The sequence below is a fragment of the Mycobacterium sp. 1245805.9 genome (assembly GCF_001672915.1).
Classification (GTDB): domain Bacteria; phylum Actinomycetota; class Actinomycetes; order Mycobacteriales; family Mycobacteriaceae; genus Mycobacterium.
On record NZ_LZKR01000218.1, the window covers coordinates 17449 to 34311 of the forward strand.

Genomic DNA, 16863 nt, shown 5'->3' on the forward strand with positions numbered 1-16863 from the left:
CTCACGGTCCCTGGTCCCGGTGGTACGGAACCACCAACGGGTTGCCGGCGGTGACCGGACTGGGTAGTTGACCGATCGTGCGGCCCCATTGCATTTCGAGTTGGGTGAGGTTCCCTTCCCAGCGGGTACCGGTGAAAAGCGCCGTGTCGAGCCGACTCAAGGTCAAGTCGATGATCATGGTGATGTTGGCCGCGTCTCCCCGGAAGACCTTGTCGATGTCCTCCTTTGGCCACGGGAAGGTGGGCAGCAGGCTTAGCGATCTGGTCAATGCGGGCCCGGCGTTGGCCAACGACTCCAACACGGGACCGAGATCGCGCAGTTCCTGCACGAAGGCGGCTTTGGTCTTGTTCGCGGAATCGGCGGCCAGTGCGCTGAACTTGCCGAGCCGGTCGAACGCCTCGACAAGATTCTCCCTTTGATCCTTGAGCACAGCCAGCGCATCTGGGATCGTCCGTAATCCATTGTCGATGACCGGCTGCTGCGCGGCGAACTGGCTCGCCACGTTGTTGATCCGGTCGGTCGCCGTGAGGATGTCGTCCTTTTGTTGATTCAACTGGCCGACGAACTGGTCGACGCGCAGAATCAGGACCCGCAGGTCTTCTTCTCGGCCGCCGAATGCGGTGCTGAACGCCTTGGTGATGTCTTGGACTTGGCCCAGCCCTCCCCCATTGAGGAACATCGCGGCCACCGACAGCGTTTGCTCGGTGGTCGGATAAGCGCCGGCACGCGCCAGCGGGATCAGCGAGCCGTTCCGCAATTTTCCTTGCGGCGGAGCGTCGGTGGGCGCGGCCAGCTCGACGTGAACGGTGCCGAGAACGCTGGTCTGCCCCAATTTCACGGTGGCATTGGCGGGCAGGTCGACGTCGCCGTTGATCCTCATCGTGATCAAGGCGTGCCAGCCCTGTCGCTCGATTTTGGTGACGGTGCCGACGGTGACATCGCCGACCCGGACCCGTGAATTAGGCTGGATGTTGGCCACATTCGGCATCTGGGCCTGCACCTGGTAGGACCCCGGTCCCTGCCCTTGAGTGCCCGGGAGGGGTAGCGAGTTCACCCCGCGCCACCCGCACCCCGGCATCGCGGCGATCACGGTAATCAACAGCAGCAATGCGCTTGCGCGCACGAAGCGCTTCGTCATTGATTGCCCCCTGGTGGAACCATGAGGCCGGGCAGGCCGTCAGCAGGATTGGTGGGTGTCGGTGCTTCAGCCGCCGGCACCTGAGCCGTCGGCGCCGGCTCGGGCGAGGCGGGCGGCGGGTCAGGCCGGTGGTCCGGCCGCAGCCAGTCCTCGCTGTAGGTGATCTCGTTGGGTCGGGCCTGCGCGGTGACGAACGGGTTCAACCCCAACGGGAGGAAGTTGTATTGCCGATTCTTGATGATCGGTGCCAGGTACTGCACGCAGAGCTTCGCCGACTGCTCGTTGTTGAGCCGCGACGCGGCTTGAATTGCCCCGCACAGGAACGAGATCGGATTGGCGAAGTTGTTGATGGCCAGGATACCGGTGATGGATCCCTGCGCCGGGTCATAGATGTTGACGAAGTTGCCCACCACGTTCGGAAGAGCATGCAGCGTCTGCTTGACGTCGTCGAGACTGTCGGTGAGGGCCTGTGAGATGCTCGCCAACTTGTCGGATGTGGCTCCCAGTGCATCGCGGTTGTCGGCCAGGAATCCCTTGACGTCATCGACCGCAGTGTTGAAGTCGGTGACCGCCCTGCCCACCTCATCGGGATCATTGGCGAAAAGCGCCGTTACCGCGGCCAGATTGGTGTTGAGCTGACGCATCAGGTCAGCGCTGTCGTGGAGTGCGGCCACCAGCGTCGAGAGGTTCTTGACGGTCGAAAATGTGTCGTTGCTGTGGTCGCCGAACGCCGAAACCGATTGTGACAGTTTGACGATGGTGTCGCGAATCCGGGAGCCCTGTCCCCGAAGGTTGTCGGCGGTTGTGTCGATGAAGGCCCCGAGTGGGCTGACGCCGCCGGGTTGTGTCGGCTGCAGGCTTTCCGTCAGCTTCTCCAACTGTTGGCGCAAGTCGTCGAACTCCACCGGCACCGCCGTATGGCTTTGGGATATGACGGCGCCATCGGCGAGTCGGGGACCGCCGGTATAGGCCGGTGTCAGTTGGACCGCCCGGGAGGTGATCAGTTTCGGCGAGAGGATGACCGCGTTGACGTCGGCGGGAACCGGGTATTTGCTGTCCAGCCAAAAACTGATCTTGGCGCGTTCGGGCTGCGGTTCGATGTTCGCGATTTGGCCGACCTTGACGCCGAGGATCACGACGTCGTCGCCGACGAATATGCCATTGCTGTTGTCGAAGTAGGCGACCACGTGGGTTCGGTTGAACCCCGGCAGCGACCAGACGAGGCCGAGTCCCGCCGCCAGAGTCGCCGACAGGACGACGGCCAGCGCGATTCGGGCGGCACGTGATCTCACCGTTGTCCCCTCGGCGGCGTCTGACCGGGCGGCGGCACCTCACCGGGCGCCGGCGCGTAGACCGGTGACGGAGTGGGTTCGGGAACGGAGGCCAGATCCGGTGGCGCGATCGCCGGGGGGCCGGGTGGCGGACCCCCAGGCGGCGGCGCCGGCGGCGGCTCACGATAGGGATAACAGCCCGGCCCGGGCAACGGGCACGGGTGATCCCCGGGATTACCCGTGATCGCGTCGGGCAACCTGAGATTGGGCTCTCCGCCCTGGCCGGTGCGCGGAAACGGCACCGGCAACGGCGGTGTGCCCGGCTGCCCGATCTGCGGGTCGGTGCGCTGCGAAGGCAACAACGTGTTCGGGTCCAAGCCCAGGTCCTTGAACGCCACGTCGACAAACGGCTGCAGGAACTGACCGGGCAGCAAGTTGACGACGTAGGCCTTGAAGAATGGACCGGAAGAAACCGTCTCGCCAAGCGACAGCGAGTATGCGTTGAGTAGTTTCAGCGACTTCTGTAGTCGATCTTTGCGGTTGTCGACGATCGCTAGCACTCCGTTGAGCTTGTCAAGGGCTGATCGCAGTTGCGAGCGGTTGTCGCTGACGAATCCCGACAGCTGCCTGGCGAGGGCAGAGATGCTGCCCGAGATTTGGTCCAGCGCAGCACTTTGCGTCCGCAGCTCAATCAGCAACGCGTTGGTGTTGGCGATCAATTCCACGACTTGGTCACTACGCTTGGCCAACACCCCCGTCACCTTGTTGGCGTTTGCGAGCAGCTTCCGAAGTTGGTTGTCTCGTTCGTCGAGGGTCTGGGCAAACCGGGCGACACCGTCGAGCGCCGCCTTGAGGTTGGGGGGTGTGTCTTTGAATGTCTGGGCCAGGGTGCTCAGCGACTGGTCCAGCCGATCGGTGTCCAGCCCCCGAATGGTCTGGGTCAGATCGCCGAGCGCGTCCGGCAGCTGGTAAGCGGGGGTCGTGCGGTTCAACGGGATAGGGCCGGATAACTGACCGTCGCCGCGTGGCGTAACTTCGAGCACTTTCGCGCCCAACAGGCTCTTGGCTTTGATGGCCGCCTCGGTGCGATCACCGAGGCGAACGTTCTTCTCCACATTGAACTTGATCAGGACACGTGGACCGTCTAGTTCGACGCTGGTGATGGCGCCGACCTGGAAGCCCGAAACCTGTACGTGCGCGCCCGGGCCGATGCCGCTCGATTCGGCGAAATAGGCCGAGTAGTCGGCCTTTTGCGCGGTAAAGATGGGCAACTTGTCATACTCCAGGGCGGCTAGGACGATCGCGGCCGTCGCGGTGATACCCACCACGCCGATGACGGTTTGGTTCCGCTCGGAAAACGACTTCATTTTGGCGTGCACCGCCCCGATGGCTGGTTTGCGAGTCTGACGTAGACCGGTTGACCGCCTTTGCCATTGACTTTGAGAACGGCTTCACACAGGTAGAAGGTGAAGAAGTCGCCGTACATGCCTTGTCGCGCCAACGCTTGGTAGGCGTCCGGCAGCGTGTTGAGCAGATTGTCGAAGTAGTCGTGATCGGCAAGCACGATGTCGTTGGCCCGTTGCGATTGTGCGACAACGTCTTTGAAGGGAGGGCGCGCCTGTGACAGCAGATCGGCGATCGAGCCGGCGGCCGCATTGCTGTACGCCAGCGAATTGGCGATGTCCGTCTTGCCCGCGGCCAGTCGCTTGACGAGCTCATCGAGCGACCTGACGGCTTTGTCGAACTGCTGGCTCTGGTCGCCCAGCGATCCCAGGATCGTGTTCAGGTTGAGTATGACCTGTTCGATTAGTTCGTCCCGGTTGGCCAAAGTGCTGGTCACCTCGGCGGTCTGGGCGAGAAAGGAGCTGATGGCGTCACTTTGGCCCTGGAACGCCTGAATCAGCTGCCCAGACAATGCATTGACTTGGAGCGGATCCAGTGCCCGAAACAATGGGCGGAACCCGCCGATCAGGGCATCGAGATCCAGTGCCGGCTCGGTGCGATCGATCGGGATGGTCTGACCGCGACTCAACCGTTTGACCCCGCCAACTCCTTCCAAGAGTTCCAGGTACCGATTGCCGATGACGTTGTCGTAGCGGATGACCGCCCTGGTTCCCTCGGTGAGGGTCACGGTGTTGTCGGCGGAAAACTCCACCGCGACGACGGTATCCGGGCGAATCGCAATGTGTTTGACCTTGCCGACCTCCACGCCGGCGATGCGCACGAAGTCGCCCTGCTTCAGACCACTCACATTGGTGAATTCGGCGTTGTACGTGACCTCTGCTTGAAACCGCAACTGCGCAAAAATCATGAACAAGCCGAACGTGGCGAGCCCGCACACCATGACGAAAATGGCGAAACGCCATGTCGCCGCAGCCAGGTTATCTCTCACGGATCGGTTCCTTCGTCGCGCGCATCGTCACGGTGACGGCGCAGGTGGTGGTCCGGGCGGCGGCGGGTAGAGGGGTGTGCCGTCGGGTGCGTACTGCGGCGCGCCATAGGGGGGTGCGCCAGGGTAGGGCACCGGCCCAGGCGCGGGAGGCCCGAAATACCGGATGCTTGGGGGCTCGGGCGTGCCGCGTGTGACGGGGAAGAAGTTTGCCCAACCCGGAAAGCCGATACCGGGATTAGGCCGGATGTCGAGGCCGGTACCCCAACCGGTGTTGGTAACAAGCTGCCGCACGGGGTAATTCGCTGCAACGTCGGGCAGCGACCCGCAGCCCGGTTTGCCGCCGGGACCACCCTTGGCCGCCACGATCGGCAGGTTGTCGGGGTACCGGTACGGGTCACTACCCAAAAGAAACGCGTCGTCGAGCAGGATGCTGCGACCGTTCTGCGCTCCGGCGACGTTGTAGCCGCCGTTGTCAAGCCACGACTTCGCACCCACCAGCAGGCAGGTGTACTCGGGGTTGTATTTGAGCAGCAAATCGGTCGTGGGTTGCAGCACGTTGACCGCCCGAATCAGGTGGTCCCGGTTGGGCGCGAGCAGGTCAATTCCGGCTTGGGAAACGCCAATGACATTGAGGAGCAGGTCATCCAGGTCGGACGCCCGAGCCGTGAGGGTGGCACTGGTGGTGGTGAACGACCTGACGATCTCGAGGAGGTTCTGGGCTGCGCCGCCGTACGCGCCGGCGGCCTCCCCGAGCGATCGCCAGTCGCGCTCCAGCGTTGGCATCCGCGGATTGACCTCCCCGAGCACGTGATTGCTGGCCGTGATGGCCTCTCCGATGCGCTCGCCGCGGCCGCGCACCCCCTCGGCCAGGGCGGTCAAGACCGCGTTCAGCTTGGGCGGGTCGATCTGATGAAGAACCTTGACCAAGTTCTCGAAAACGGTATTGACCTCGGTTGTGACGTTGCGCGACCACAGCACGGCCCCGGCTGAAAGATGTTGCCGGCTCGGATTATCGGGATAGACCAGGTCGACATATTTCGCGCCGAACAGGGTGGTTGCGCGGATCTGGGCTTCGACGTTGGCGGGGATGTGTTTGATCTGATCGGGGAAGAGGTCGAGCTTGAGGCGAATGGGGTTTCCGGCTTCGATGCCGGCGACGCGACCCACTTGCACGCCGCGCAGCTTGACTTTGGCGCCCGTCTCCATGACCAGACCGGCGCGGTCCGATGCGACAGTCACTGGTACGTAAGTGTTCAGCGCGCCGGCGAACATGGCCGAGCAGAGCCAGACGAAGGCCAGTACGACCACGATGAGAACCGCCGCCCACAAGGCCGGGTGGACGTGACGGTGTTTCGCATTGGCTGGCATGGCTAACCCGACAGGTTGAATCCGCCGGACTGCCCGTAAATGGCCAGTGAGATGAAGACCGTCAAAACTCCCGACGCCACGAGCGACGTTCGTACCGCACGGCCCACTGCTTCACCGACTCCGGCGGGTCCCCCCGAGGCGGTGTAGCCGTAGTAGGTGTGGACCAGCATGATGACGACTGCCATCGACACGGCCAGCAGGAACGACCACACCAAACTCATCGGATATAGGAAGGTGTTGAAATAGTGGTCGTATACGCCCGTGGATTGCCCATAGATGACCGTGGTGCTGATCTTTGCCGACGCGAACGCCGCCAACACCGCGACGCAATACAACGGGATCACGACGATCACTCCGGCCACCAGTCGCGTCGATGCCAGATAAGCGATCGAACGGATGCCCATGACCTCCAGCGCGTCGATCTCTTCGTTGATCCGCATCGCGCCGAGTTGCGCCGTCGCGCCGGCGCCGATGGTGGCGGCCAGGGCGATGCCCGATGTCAAGGGCGCGGCCAACCGCACGTTGAAATAGGCCGACGCGAATCCGGTCAGCGCCTCCACCCCGATGTCGGAAAACTGGTTGTAGCCGATCACCGCCGCCAGGGCCCCGGTGGTGATCGTCAGAAACGCAACGATCACCGTCGTTCCACCGACCACCGCCAATGCCCCGGTTCCCAGGCCCATCTGCGCGATCAACCGCAGCAGTTCGGGCTTATAGCGCAGGAACACATCGCCGACGGAGCTGACGGTCCTTCCGTAGAACTGGGTCTGGATGCCGATTCTGGTCCATCCGCCCGCCCAGCGGCGCAGGCCCCGCTGCAGGTAAGGAAACGGCATCTGCGAGACGGTCATAGCGTGACCTTCACGCCGATGGCCGTGGTGAGTATGTTGATCGCGAACAACGCCATGAAGGCATACACGACGGTTTCGTTGACCGCGTTGCCCACGCCGGCAGGCCCGCCGCCGACCGAAATCCCCTTGTAGCAGGCGATGAGTCCGGCCGCCAGGCCGAAGAGCCCGGCCTTGATCACGGCCAGCACGACGTCGGGAAACCTGGTGAGCACCGTCATCCCGGCCGCGTACGCGCCCGGGGTCACGTGCTGGATGAACACCGAAAAGAAGAACCCACCCACCAGACCGACGGTGATCACGACCGACGACAGCAGCACGGCCACCAGAGTTGCCGCCAATACTCGCGGCACCACCAGCTTCTGTATCGGGTTGATCCCCATCACCCGCAGCGCGTCCAGCTCCTCACGGATGGTGCGCGCGCCCAGGTCGGCGCACATCGCGGTGGCGCCGGCGCCGGCCACGACCAGCACCGTGACGATCGGGCCCACCTGCGTGACGGTGGCAAAAGCGGCGGTAGTCCCGCAGAAGTCTGCGGCGCCGAATTCCAAGAGCAAGATGTTGAACGTGAAGACCACCAAAACGGTGTAGGGAATCGCCAGCATCAGCGTCGGGAGCAACGACACCCTTGCCACGAACCAGGACTGAAGTAGGAACTCCCGCCACGCCCATGGCTTTCGCGGGATGAGCATCAGGGTATCCAGCGCCATCGCAAAGAAGCCCCCGACCGCCGAGGCGGGCCTGGCTGCGCGGGCCCACGCGATCATTCCCGGTGGCCTTGGGACGACCCGGCGGTGCCCGCCGCTGCCAACATGGGCCCGCAGAGGCGACGCGCCGCGGGGTCAGCGCAGCTCTTGTCGCTGGTGGTCAGGCCCGGCCTGGTCAGCTGAACCACCCCCTCACACCGCCTCAGGAATTCACCATGCTCAATTGATCTGGGTGAGAGTTTGGGGTGATATCAGTCACTTGTCAATAGATTGAGCGTAATCCAATATGATGAATCCTGGCGGGGCGTCCTAACGCGTCAAGCCGGTTGCTAGTGGGAAGATGAGCGGTGATGACAGTCGATCCTCCCGCCTTACGCAGGGCCGATTGGGAACGTCGGCCAGCCCGCGGTCTGACGAGGCCCGAACAGGCGGCCGAGCAGTTGGCGGCCATGGCGTTGTCGGCCAAACCGGGCGAACGGCTCGGCACCAAAGACGAACTGCGCGCCGCCTGCGGCGTGTCTGTCGGCACGTTCAACGAGGCTTTGCGAATGGTCCAAGCGCGCGAACTCGTCACCGTCCGCTCGGGTCCCGGCGGTGGCCTGTTCGCCAGCCAGCAATCACCCATGGTGCGCTTCGGTAACGCCATGCTCTCCCTCGGCGACGAGGCGGCGTCGCTGGCCGACGCCTTCCGGCTGCGCCACGCGCTCGACCCGCTGCTGGTGCAAGATGCGTTGGAACACGCATCCGCTCACGACATCGCCGGACTGCGGGCCGAGCTGGATCAGATGAAGCTTGCCGCGGCCGCGGCCGATCGCACCGCCTTCATTCGCGCCAATTGGCAGCTACACATCAGGCTCGCCGAAATCAGTCCGAGCGCCCTGCTGCGTTCCTTCTATCTGCACCTGCTGGAAATCACCGATTCCCACCTGCTGACGGCGGAACCGGTCGAGGACGAATCACTGTCGGAATACATCCACAACCGCTACGACCTGCACGTCGCGCTGGTCGATGCCATCGGCGCACACGATCCACGCGCGCTGGATTTGATCCGCGAGCACAACGCGACCGGACCCTGGATCGGCGAAGCCGACACCAGCCGTTCGGTCGCCGTCAATCAGTAGGGTCGCCGGCCTGTCTTAGCCGAGCCGCGCCGCCCCGACGAGCGAGCAATTCACCATAATGAATACTGCGGATTTCCTTGACAATGTCATCGACACGACTCAAGACTTGACACATGCCGATGCACCACTGTGAACGCGCAATGGTCTGTGATTTGCGACGAGCATGTTGGCCACCGCACGACGACTCGCACTGGTCGCCTCGGCCCTGGCGTGCGATAACCGCGGTCGAGGGGGGACTGGCGTGACAACGCCCGCAGAACCAGGTCAATTCTTCGATCCGCTCAACGCGGAGCATATTGCTGAGCCCGACGAATTGATGCACGCCTCCCGCTTGGGCTGCCGCGTCGGGCAGGTCAGCGACATCCTCTACTGCGTTAACAGCGATGTCGGTGTCCGGCAGGTCTTCGATGACACCGAGAACTTCTCAAACAAGGGCAATTTCTCCGTCGGAGCCGAGGACGTCCAGTGGCCCTTCACCGTCGCCACCCAAGCGGACCCTCCTGCGCACACCGCGTTGCGCGCGCGGCTGCTGAAGGACTTTGCGCCCGTGCGGTTACGGAAGCTGACACCGCAAGTGGAGTCGATCGTCACGGATTGCCTGAACGCTCTTCCCAAATCCGGGCGCGTTGATGTCTACGCGGATTACGCGCACTTCATCCCCGCCAAGGTTCTGTACGCGCTCATCGGCATCCCCCAGGACGCCTGGAGCGAGGTCCAACGGTGGTCTGACGTGATCGTCGCAACGGTTCCGGCGCCCACCCACCAGCTGCCCGAATTCGTCTCCCTCACAACGTATTTAGCCGAGTTGACAGAAGAGCGGCGCACGCGTCCCGATGACCATCGAGAAGACGTTCTGGACAATTTATGCTTCTCCGGGCCGGGCGAGGCCGATATGTCCACACCGGAGGTGATGACGCACATCCTCCAACTGGTGGTGGCCTCGACCGATACGACCCGGGCACTCATCGCGAACTGCCTATACAGATTGCTGGAGAACAGGAATAATTTCGAGGCCGTGCAGGCCGACCGCTCGCAATTGCCGAACGCCATCGAAGAGTCATTGCGCATGGACTCACCGGCTCAGTTCATGGTGCGCTCGGTGATGCGGGACGTGACGATCGATTCGTATGCCGTCCCTGCCGGCAAGAAGGTCTACCTCAACATCCAGTCGGCGAACCACGACGAAAACAGGTGGGGCCATGACTCCCGGAGATACCGCCTCGATCGGCCGAATCCGGCGGCCCACTTGGCGTTCGGACGCGGAATCCATACCTGCATCGGCGCACCGCTGGCCCGCATCGAGGCCCAAGTCGCCATCAGCGCCCTACTAGATCGCTATCCCCACATGACGCTGGACCCAGACGCGAAATGGGTGAAATGTCCAGGGGCGCTGACCAGACGAGTCCGATCTGTCCCAGTCCGCCTGACCGAGGAGCGCACGCGGTGAGAATCGAAATCGACCGAAATCGATGTGAAGGCCACGGGATGTGTGAAGTCGTCGCGCCGGAGTACTTCTCACTCGATGATGACGGAAATCTGACCATTCTCGCGGAGAATGTTTCGGACCGCGACGAGGCGCACGTCCGCGATGCCGCCATGGTCTGCCCAGTGGCCGCGCTCCGGCTCGCTGACCGGTTGCTGGCCGAATAGCGCTGATAACAGTCGACTTCGTGCTCTAGCGCGCTGATCCGAAGACCGCCGCATCGCGTGGCGAGTTAAATCCGTCGGGCGCAACGTCGAACTGCACGGCTGATCGAGATTGTAGGTGCGGAGCGACCTTGTCGCGAATGAGGCGCAGATGTTCTGGGTCGGAGATGTAGTCCAGGAACGCATTCCGGCCTTCGAAAACCGCCGTCACTGCGTAGTGAGCGTTGCCATCTCGCACTCCGATGTCGGGTCCGTGGTAATAGCGGATGGCCCCGGTGCGCGGCGCGAAATCGTCGAGCGCCGCGCCGAGATCCGCCATCACTTCGTCCGCTACGTCGGGAGCGAAGGTGAACGTGACCACATGGATCACTGGCATGCCGAGAGGTCCTGCTCAGCGATGCTCACGACGCGTGGGCCCCGATCATCAGCGCGCCCAGGTCTTCGGGAGACAAGAACGACGGCGGTGGCGGCGGCCCCCAATTGAACAAACCCCGTGCGCCCTCGAGTGTCTCCGGCGTCCATAGCTGGTCGTCGACGATGGAGTCCATGTCCGCGTAGTACTCGCTGAAGTTGCCGGCCGGATCTTTGAGGTACCAGAAGAAATTCGAGCCCGCGTGATGGCGCCCGAGTCCCCAGACGTGGCGTGCGGGATCGGCCTGCAGCATCGCCGACGCGCCTCGCCCCACCTCGTCGATGTCGTCAACCTGCCAGGAGGTGTGGTGCAGGAAGCTCACCGGTGCGCGCAGGATAAGCACGTTGTGGTGGTCGGTCGAGCAGCGCAGGAATGCCCCCACATCCTTGATGCGATCGCTGACCTTGAACCCGAGGCCGTCGAGGAAGAAGCGTTGCGTCGCTTCGAGGTTAGTAGTCCCCAGGACGACATGGCCGAGCTTGCGCGGTCGGACCCGCCCGCTGCGCAGCACACCTGGTGCGCGTTGGCCTATCCGTCCGGCTCGGCCCGGTGTGTTGGGCATGGGGACCGGCGTGGGCAGTTGGACGATTCGGCCGGTGACAGCCGTCGTCACACGGACACCGGTCACGAATTCGACGGCGCTGACCTGACGTGGTTGTCGCTCCGGCCGCGCGCCGATACGCCTCAGATTGCTTGCGATGCGCTCGATGTCGTCGTCGTCCTCGGCGCCGAGCTCCATTTCGATCAGCCTGCGCGTCGGCGCCTGGACGATGCGTAACTGCCTGCCTCCGTCACGCGTGGCGAAACAGCCGTCCCCGTAAGCCTCCAGGCCGAACTCGGCATAATAGGCCTGTGTTTCGGGGACGTTGGGAACCCCGATCGTCACAGCGGTCAGCCGGTGTAGGGCCATAGCGGCCTCCTGCTATTGCGAAGGGTCATGTGGACGATTCAATCGGCGTCGCCGGCGACGAATCGCTGTCGCAGCTCTCCGATTCCCCGGACGTAGCTGACCAGTTCCTCACCCGGGACCAGATAACGCGGGGGCGTCCGGCCCAGACCCACTCCGGCGGGGGTGCCGGTGAACAGCAGGTCGCCGGGCAGCAGCGGCAGCTTGTCCGACAGGCGCGAGATCAGCGCGGGCACCGAAAATACCAGATCGCGGGTGCGACCCTTTTGCATCTGTTCTCCGTCGATGGTGCAGCCCAATTCGAGATCATCGGGGTTGTCGAATTCGTCGGGTGTGACCAGCCACGGTCCGGTGGGACCGAAACCGGGCAGGGATTTTCCCAAGCTGAATTGCGGTGAGGGCCCGCTGGTTTGGGTGATCCTCTCCGAAAGGTCCTGCCCGACCGTCAATCCCGCCACGTGGTCCCACGCCTGGTTCTGCGTGACCCGATGCGCCGAGCGACCGATGACGACGACCAGCTCCACCTCCCAGTCGGTATGGCCGCCCGGCGGCAGCTCGACGGTGGTGACTGGGCCGGTGATGCACGACGGCCACTTGGTAAACATCACCGTCGGCTCGTCAGGCACGTCGAAGTGCGATTCCGCGGCATGGGCGCGATAGTTCAGGCCGATCGCGAACACTTGCCGGGGAGCCGGCGCCGGCGCTCCGAGTTCACTCGGAGAGAACGGCTCGGCGGCGGCCAGGTCCACCCGGTCGGCCCACGACACGAACTCCGCCCACTCGTCATAGATCCGCTGGGGCGAGGAGTCGAAACGGCCGCCGCTGGCGCCCTGCACATCCAGCGCCCGCGCTCCGTCGGCGGTCACCAGCGCAAGTCGGCCATGAAGATTCGCCACGCGCACGTGAAAGTCCTTTCGTTGTCGGTCTGCTGCGTTCAGACCAGCGGGGTGATGGTTTCCTCGACGCCCAACAGCGCCTTGCCGTACACCTCGTAGGCGACCATCGGCGACACCACCGCGTGCCGCGCCGCGGTCGACGAGTCGCGCCAAATCCGCTGCAGTGGATTGACATCCGCGAATGATCCCGCGCCATGCGCGGACAACAGAATTTCGATGGCACGCGTGATCGACTCCGCGACGTAGCCGGTGTCGGATCGCACTCGGGCGCGAGTCAGGAAGTCCGGGTATTCGCCCCGGGCGGCCGCCTCGTCGATATCGCTGGCAGCGCGATACGCATGCAGCTGGGCGGTGTCGATCAGCCGCGCCGCTTCGGCGATCTGCAACTGGAAGGCGACCGAATCCTGTTGGGTTTCGTAGAAGGTGTAGGAAATGGGCTTCTTGGCCGCCTTACTGGTCACATATTGCAGCGCAGCCCTGCCCATGCCCAACTGGGGACCCACGAGCACCAACGCGACAACGGGGACAAACGCCGACCGGTACAACGGCTCGGTGGCGGTGTGCTCCGATGGATAGTCGCCGCGAATCGCATTGGGCACCCGCAGGATACGGTGCTCGGGCACGAACACATCCTCGGCGCTGACGGCGTTGCTGCCGGTGGACTTCATGCCTGCGACGAACCACACGTCCTCCAGCTGCAGCTCCGAGCGAGGGATCAGCGCGAGCCCCTGGTCAACGACCTCGCCGGCCTCGTCGGTGATCGGGATGCCCAGCACCGACCAGTCCGAATGCCACGATCCCGAGTTGTAATACCACTTTCCGCTGACCCTCCATCCCCCGTCGGTCTTTTGGGATTCCGACGTCGGCGCCAGCACTCCAGAGACCTTTGCATCGGGATTGGCGCCGAAGACTTCGTCCTGCGCCTGGGCGCTGAACAGGCTGGTCATCCAGTTACAGACATTGATCAAAGTGACGACCCACGCGGTTCCGCCATCGGCTTCGGCGACGGCGGCGCAAACGTCGAGCATGGTACGCATCGAGGTCTCATATCCGCCGTAGCGCTTCGGTATGGTCAGCCGGAACAACCCGGCCTGGGCCAGGGCCTCGATGCTTTCTTCTGCGACCCGTCGGTCCTGTTCGCCGGCCACCGCGTTCTTCGACAGCAGCGGCTGAAGTTCCTTGACGCGCGCCACTAGCTCGGCAGCGTGGGGCGTCGCGGTACTGCCATCAAGCGAAGGCTGAACGGTTGTCATCGCGTTTACTCCTCGGTGTAGGGATGCCCTATTCAGCGGGCACAAGCGGCGATGTGATCGGTGATCGGCGTGCGGGGCCGCTGTTGGAACTGCGAATGTGTGCCAAATGTGCGGTGACCGTAGATCAAAGGCGGTTCGGGGGACGATGCGGCGTGATGCACCATGCCGATGAGCAGCACGTGATCGCCGGCCTCCACGGATTGATGGAGATCGCAAGCCGCCCAACCGACTGCGCCCTCCAAACGCGGCAACCCATCCGCCATCGACCAGCGCACTTGGCTGAATCGGTCCACTCCCCTTTTGGCGAAGACGACGGCGAGGTCGTCCTGGGCGCGCCCGAGAACGTTGACCCCGAACCGACGGCTGCCGAGGATGCGGGCCAACAACGCGGAGCCGCAATCAAGTGCGATCGATAGCAGCGGCGGCCGGAGCGACACCGATGCCAGCGAACTCACGGTTGCGCCGTGCGCCCCGTCGTGGTCGGCGGTCGTCACGATCGCTACCGGGGCGCAGACCCCCGCCATCAAGTCGCGAAAGTGCCGATCGAGTACCACTGCGGCCTTCCCACCAAATTCACCATGCTGAATTGCTCCTTGCAGTCTGCGAGCCCGCCCATGCGCCTGTCAATAGATTCGACGTTATTCATCATGCTGATTTCGCGCTGCGCGGCGGAAGGGCCTGCTTGCGCCGTCGCAGACACCGCGTGACAAGCCAGTCCATCGCGGAATGGACCCGACGCAGCAACGGGGCCGAGGGCTGTGGCGAACATGGGCATCGGACATGTTCAACCGTTGAGGTATGTGCCGTTCGGGGTGATGAGAAATCGGAACATGCCGCGGTAGCAGTAGGTGCTGGTATCCGCCATCGTGGCGCAGGTCGTCTCGTTCCAGTTGAGATAGCTGCGGGGCGGCAGGACCTGCTGCGCTTGCGCATGGGGAAACCCGATCGCGATCGCCGGATCATGATGGACCCTGGTATCCCCGTTGAACCAGCCGATGTGATCAGTTCCAGGCGGGGTGTCGGGAAGAGGACCGGCGCAGCCAAAGCTTCCCCGCAGCCAGATCCCACAGTTGAGCCCGGTAGGGGTCAGGAAATACACCCCGTAGAGGCCGGGCAGGAAATACTGGGCGGGGTCAAGGCGGGTGTAGGCCGCCAAGACGAGGCTGTCCTTCGGATAGGGATTGGGCGCGATCGTCGCGTCAACCGGATCGGCATGTGATCGGGGCGCGCTCAGCAGCGCCAGCGCGATCGTCGACAGCGTGGCCAACCACCGAGACGAAACTTCCTTACGCACAATCACTCCCCACCGGTTTGCGGGAAATTTCGGTGTGGCGTGCTGCCGTAGCAGGTCGCATCGCCGACATCGAGGGTGCTTTCGCATAGCAGCTTGTCTCCGAGGTAGATGCGCACCGTGACGTACTTGTACGGCCAGCGATAGGGCCGCCAGTCGGCGCGAATTTCAGCGCCATCTTTTGTCGGGCTGACCGCGTTTGGCACCTCGGCCGTGAGCCGCCAGGGCAGTGAAACGTGCTGTAACGCTTTGCGTTCGGAGCGGTCGTTGTACTCGACATTTGCGGCGGCCACGTTGTTCTGGTCCGAGACAATCTCGTAGGTAACGGTGTCCTCGGCGTGAGCGACGGGGGCTGACAGCAGGGCGGCGATTCCAGTGGTCAGCGCCACCGCCATAACCCAACTCCGGTTCAGGTATCGCGACGACCGCATCTAGGGCCCCACCAATACCACCGCGGACAGGAACCAACTGCCGAGGTTGGTGTTCGGTAACGTGCTCGTCCCGTATGCCGTGTAGGAGCAGTCGGGGAGTTCTTTGTAGCCGGTGACCAAGATTGCCTTGATCGCGTCGGCCTCGGTTTGGCCGGCACCCTGCAACAACTTTGCCTTGCCGGCGTTGAGGCCGAGGTCTTTCAAGATCGGAAGCGGATCCGACACCGGAATGACCCGCGCGTTGTGATCGAGATACGTGTCCGTTGAGCGGGCGGCGATCGCGGCCGTTTGGTCGGCAAGCGCCTCGGGCCGCAACGCTCCACACGAGGAGCCCTGGCGCGCCTGCATCACCGCATCCCTGAGACTGCCCGTGAAGTCGGCGGCGGCCGAAGGCACCCCAACGGCACTCGCAGCGAGCGCCGTTGCGGCGATCATCACCGCGGCGGTGCAGCGGTAGCCGCGGCGCATCGCAAGGCGCTGTGCGCGCGGCACGCGGCTTCGGGGTGAGACATCTTTACGCATCGCGGCGATCCTTTAATCGCACACGTGCGAACGGTGGATCTCGCTGGCCAACCGCTTCACCCGTAGGTAGGAAGGTCCGGTGAACCAATCGGGTTGATGGGCCTTGATGCCGTTGCTCACATTAGAGAGCTCCTGCCATAAGCCGTAGAAGGCCTCGCCCTGATAGAGGGGAAAGTAGTTGTCGCCGGCGAAGTCTTGACGTTGGGTGAGCGCCTGGGCGCGGGGGCCGAGAAAGTTCACCGACTGGTCTATGTTGCCGGTGACGATGTCGACCTGTTGCTGGACGCCGTTCGCGGTGTAGTCCCAGTCCGTCCCATTGGGGCTGATCCGATTGAATTGAACCCGCTCGATTTGGTCATTGGTGATCTGGTACTGAGCGGTGTACCACTGGCACATTTCGGCTTCCGCCCGGGTGTCTGCCGGGGTGACCTGGTTCCTGGTCTGGTCGTACGGGAAGGGAAACTTCGGCGCCCAGTTCGTCGAGTGCACGACGATCGGGGGCAGCGGGCGGATCAGTTGATCGTTGCTCGGCGGGTCCGATGGCTCCGCACTCGCCTCGGGCGCGACGGTGGTGGCCGCCGTGAGGGACGCGATCAGGGCGGCCGCCAAACCGAGTCCACGCCAACGCGAATGGCAATGACGCATGGTGCACCTCGTTC

19 protein-coding genes are annotated in these 16863 nt (G+C 63.6%); 3 read left to right on the top strand and 16 right to left on the bottom strand.

From position 1 onward, the window contains the following. Nucleotide 1 precedes the first annotated feature (1 nt). From A9X00_RS28145 to A9X00_RS28175, 7 genes are read right to left on the bottom strand one after another with little or no spacing between them, the layout of a single operon-like run. Nucleotides 2-1138 (bottom strand): MCE family protein, encoded by a 1137-nt coding sequence (locus tag A9X00_RS28145; protein ID WP_067161326.1) that lies wholly within the window; start codon nt 1136-1138, stop codon nt 2-4. Continuing rightward, nucleotides 1135-2430, bottom strand: a complete 1296-nt coding sequence (locus A9X00_RS28150) for an MCE family protein (RefSeq protein WP_156772336.1) — start codon at nt 2428-2430, stop codon at nt 1135-1137. Before A9X00_RS28150 ends, A9X00_RS28145 begins: the two co-directional genes overlap by 4 nt. Beyond that, the gene (locus A9X00_RS28155; RefSeq protein WP_067161327.1) at nt 2427-3776 is read right to left on the bottom strand and encodes an MCE family protein; all 1350 of its coding nucleotides are present in this window, start codon (nt 3774-3776) and stop codon (nt 2427-2429) included. Before A9X00_RS28155 ends, A9X00_RS28150 begins: the two co-directional genes overlap by 4 nt. Then, the gene (locus A9X00_RS28160) at nt 3773-4801 is read right to left on the bottom strand and encodes an MCE family protein (RefSeq protein WP_156639200.1); all 1029 of its coding nucleotides are present in this window, start codon (nt 4799-4801) and stop codon (nt 3773-3775) included. Before A9X00_RS28160 ends, A9X00_RS28155 begins: the two co-directional genes overlap by 4 nt. Nucleotides 4802-4828: 27 nt before the next feature. Continuing rightward, on the bottom strand, nt 4829-6169 hold the full coding sequence (locus A9X00_RS28165) for an MCE family protein (RefSeq protein ID WP_067161329.1): 1341 nt from the start codon (nt 6167-6169) through the stop codon (nt 4829-4831). A gap of 2 nt (nt 6170-6171) precedes the next feature. Further along, the gene (locus A9X00_RS28170; protein ID WP_066939537.1) at nt 6172-7020 is read right to left on the bottom strand and encodes an ABC transporter permease; all 849 of its coding nucleotides are present in this window, start codon (nt 7018-7020) and stop codon (nt 6172-6174) included. Then, the gene (locus tag A9X00_RS28175) at nt 7017-7784 is read right to left on the bottom strand and encodes an ABC transporter permease (RefSeq protein ID WP_067161330.1); all 768 of its coding nucleotides are present in this window, start codon (nt 7782-7784) and stop codon (nt 7017-7019) included. The genes A9X00_RS28170 and A9X00_RS28175 overlap by 4 nt, the downstream gene beginning before the upstream one ends. A 389-nt stretch (nt 7785-8173) precedes the next feature. Between A9X00_RS28175 and A9X00_RS28180 the strand changes: the two genes are divergently transcribed. The 3 genes from A9X00_RS28180 (at nt 8174) to A9X00_RS28190 (ending at nt 10495) form a co-directional block, all read left to right on the top strand. After that, nucleotides 8174-8845, top strand: a complete 672-nt coding sequence (locus tag A9X00_RS28180; protein ID WP_232006973.1) for a FadR/GntR family transcriptional regulator — start codon at nt 8174-8176, stop codon at nt 8843-8845. 241 nt (nt 8846-9086) lie between these two features. Continuing rightward, nucleotides 9087-10292: a cytochrome P450 gene (locus A9X00_RS28185; protein ID WP_197515295.1), complete on the top strand. Its 1206-nt coding sequence runs from the start codon at nt 9087-9089 to the stop codon at nt 10290-10292. Next, on the top strand, nt 10289-10495 hold the full coding sequence (locus A9X00_RS28190) for a ferredoxin (protein ID WP_067161333.1): 207 nt from the start codon (nt 10289-10291) through the stop codon (nt 10493-10495). Before A9X00_RS28185 ends, A9X00_RS28190 begins: the two co-directional genes overlap by 4 nt. Before the next feature lie 25 nt (nt 10496-10520). On the opposite strand, the gene A9X00_RS28195 is transcribed toward A9X00_RS28190, so the two are convergent. The 9 genes from A9X00_RS28195 to A9X00_RS28240 all read right to left on the bottom strand — a co-directional run bounded on the left by A9X00_RS28195 (nt 10521) and on the right by A9X00_RS28240 (nt 16849). Beyond that, on the bottom strand, nt 10521-10868 hold the full coding sequence (locus tag A9X00_RS28195; RefSeq protein ID WP_067161334.1) for a hypothetical protein: 348 nt from the start codon (nt 10866-10868) through the stop codon (nt 10521-10523). A 25-nt stretch (nt 10869-10893) separates the two neighbouring features. Continuing rightward, nucleotides 10894-11814 (bottom strand): VOC family protein, encoded by a 921-nt coding sequence (locus A9X00_RS28200; protein ID WP_067161335.1) that lies wholly within the window; start codon nt 11812-11814, stop codon nt 10894-10896. Between the two features lie 38 nt (nt 11815-11852). Continuing rightward, nucleotides 11853-12713 carry a fumarylacetoacetate hydrolase family protein gene (locus A9X00_RS28205; RefSeq protein WP_067161340.1) on the bottom strand — a complete coding sequence of 287 codons (861 nt, stop codon included), beginning with the start codon at nt 12711-12713 and terminating at the stop codon, nt 11853-11855. Nucleotides 12714-12745: 32 nt separating this feature from the next. Beyond that, on the bottom strand, nt 12746-13960 hold the full coding sequence (locus A9X00_RS28210; RefSeq protein WP_067161342.1) for an acyl-CoA dehydrogenase family protein: 1215 nt from the start codon (nt 13958-13960) through the stop codon (nt 12746-12748). Between the two features lie 32 nt (nt 13961-13992). Then, nucleotides 13993-14484 carry a flavin reductase family protein gene (locus A9X00_RS28215; protein WP_067161344.1) on the bottom strand — a complete coding sequence of 164 codons (492 nt, stop codon included), beginning with the start codon at nt 14482-14484 and terminating at the stop codon, nt 13993-13995. A 260-nt stretch (nt 14485-14744) separates the two neighbouring features. After that, nucleotides 14745-15227 carry a hypothetical protein gene (locus A9X00_RS28225; protein WP_067161351.1) on the bottom strand — a complete coding sequence of 161 codons (483 nt, stop codon included), beginning with the start codon at nt 15225-15227 and terminating at the stop codon, nt 14745-14747. A gap of 29 nt (nt 15228-15256) precedes the next feature. Further along, on the bottom strand, nt 15257-15646 hold the full coding sequence (locus A9X00_RS28230; RefSeq protein WP_067161353.1) for a hypothetical protein: 390 nt from the start codon (nt 15644-15646) through the stop codon (nt 15257-15259). 36 nt (nt 15647-15682) lie between these two features. Then, nucleotides 15683-16204 (bottom strand): hypothetical protein, encoded by a 522-nt coding sequence (locus A9X00_RS28235; protein ID WP_156772337.1) that lies wholly within the window; start codon nt 16202-16204, stop codon nt 15683-15685. A gap of 12 nt (nt 16205-16216) precedes the next feature. Beyond that, nucleotides 16217-16849 carry a hypothetical protein gene (locus A9X00_RS28240; RefSeq protein ID WP_067161355.1) on the bottom strand — a complete coding sequence of 211 codons (633 nt, stop codon included), beginning with the start codon at nt 16847-16849 and terminating at the stop codon, nt 16217-16219. Nucleotides 16850-16863: the final 14 nt, after the last annotated feature.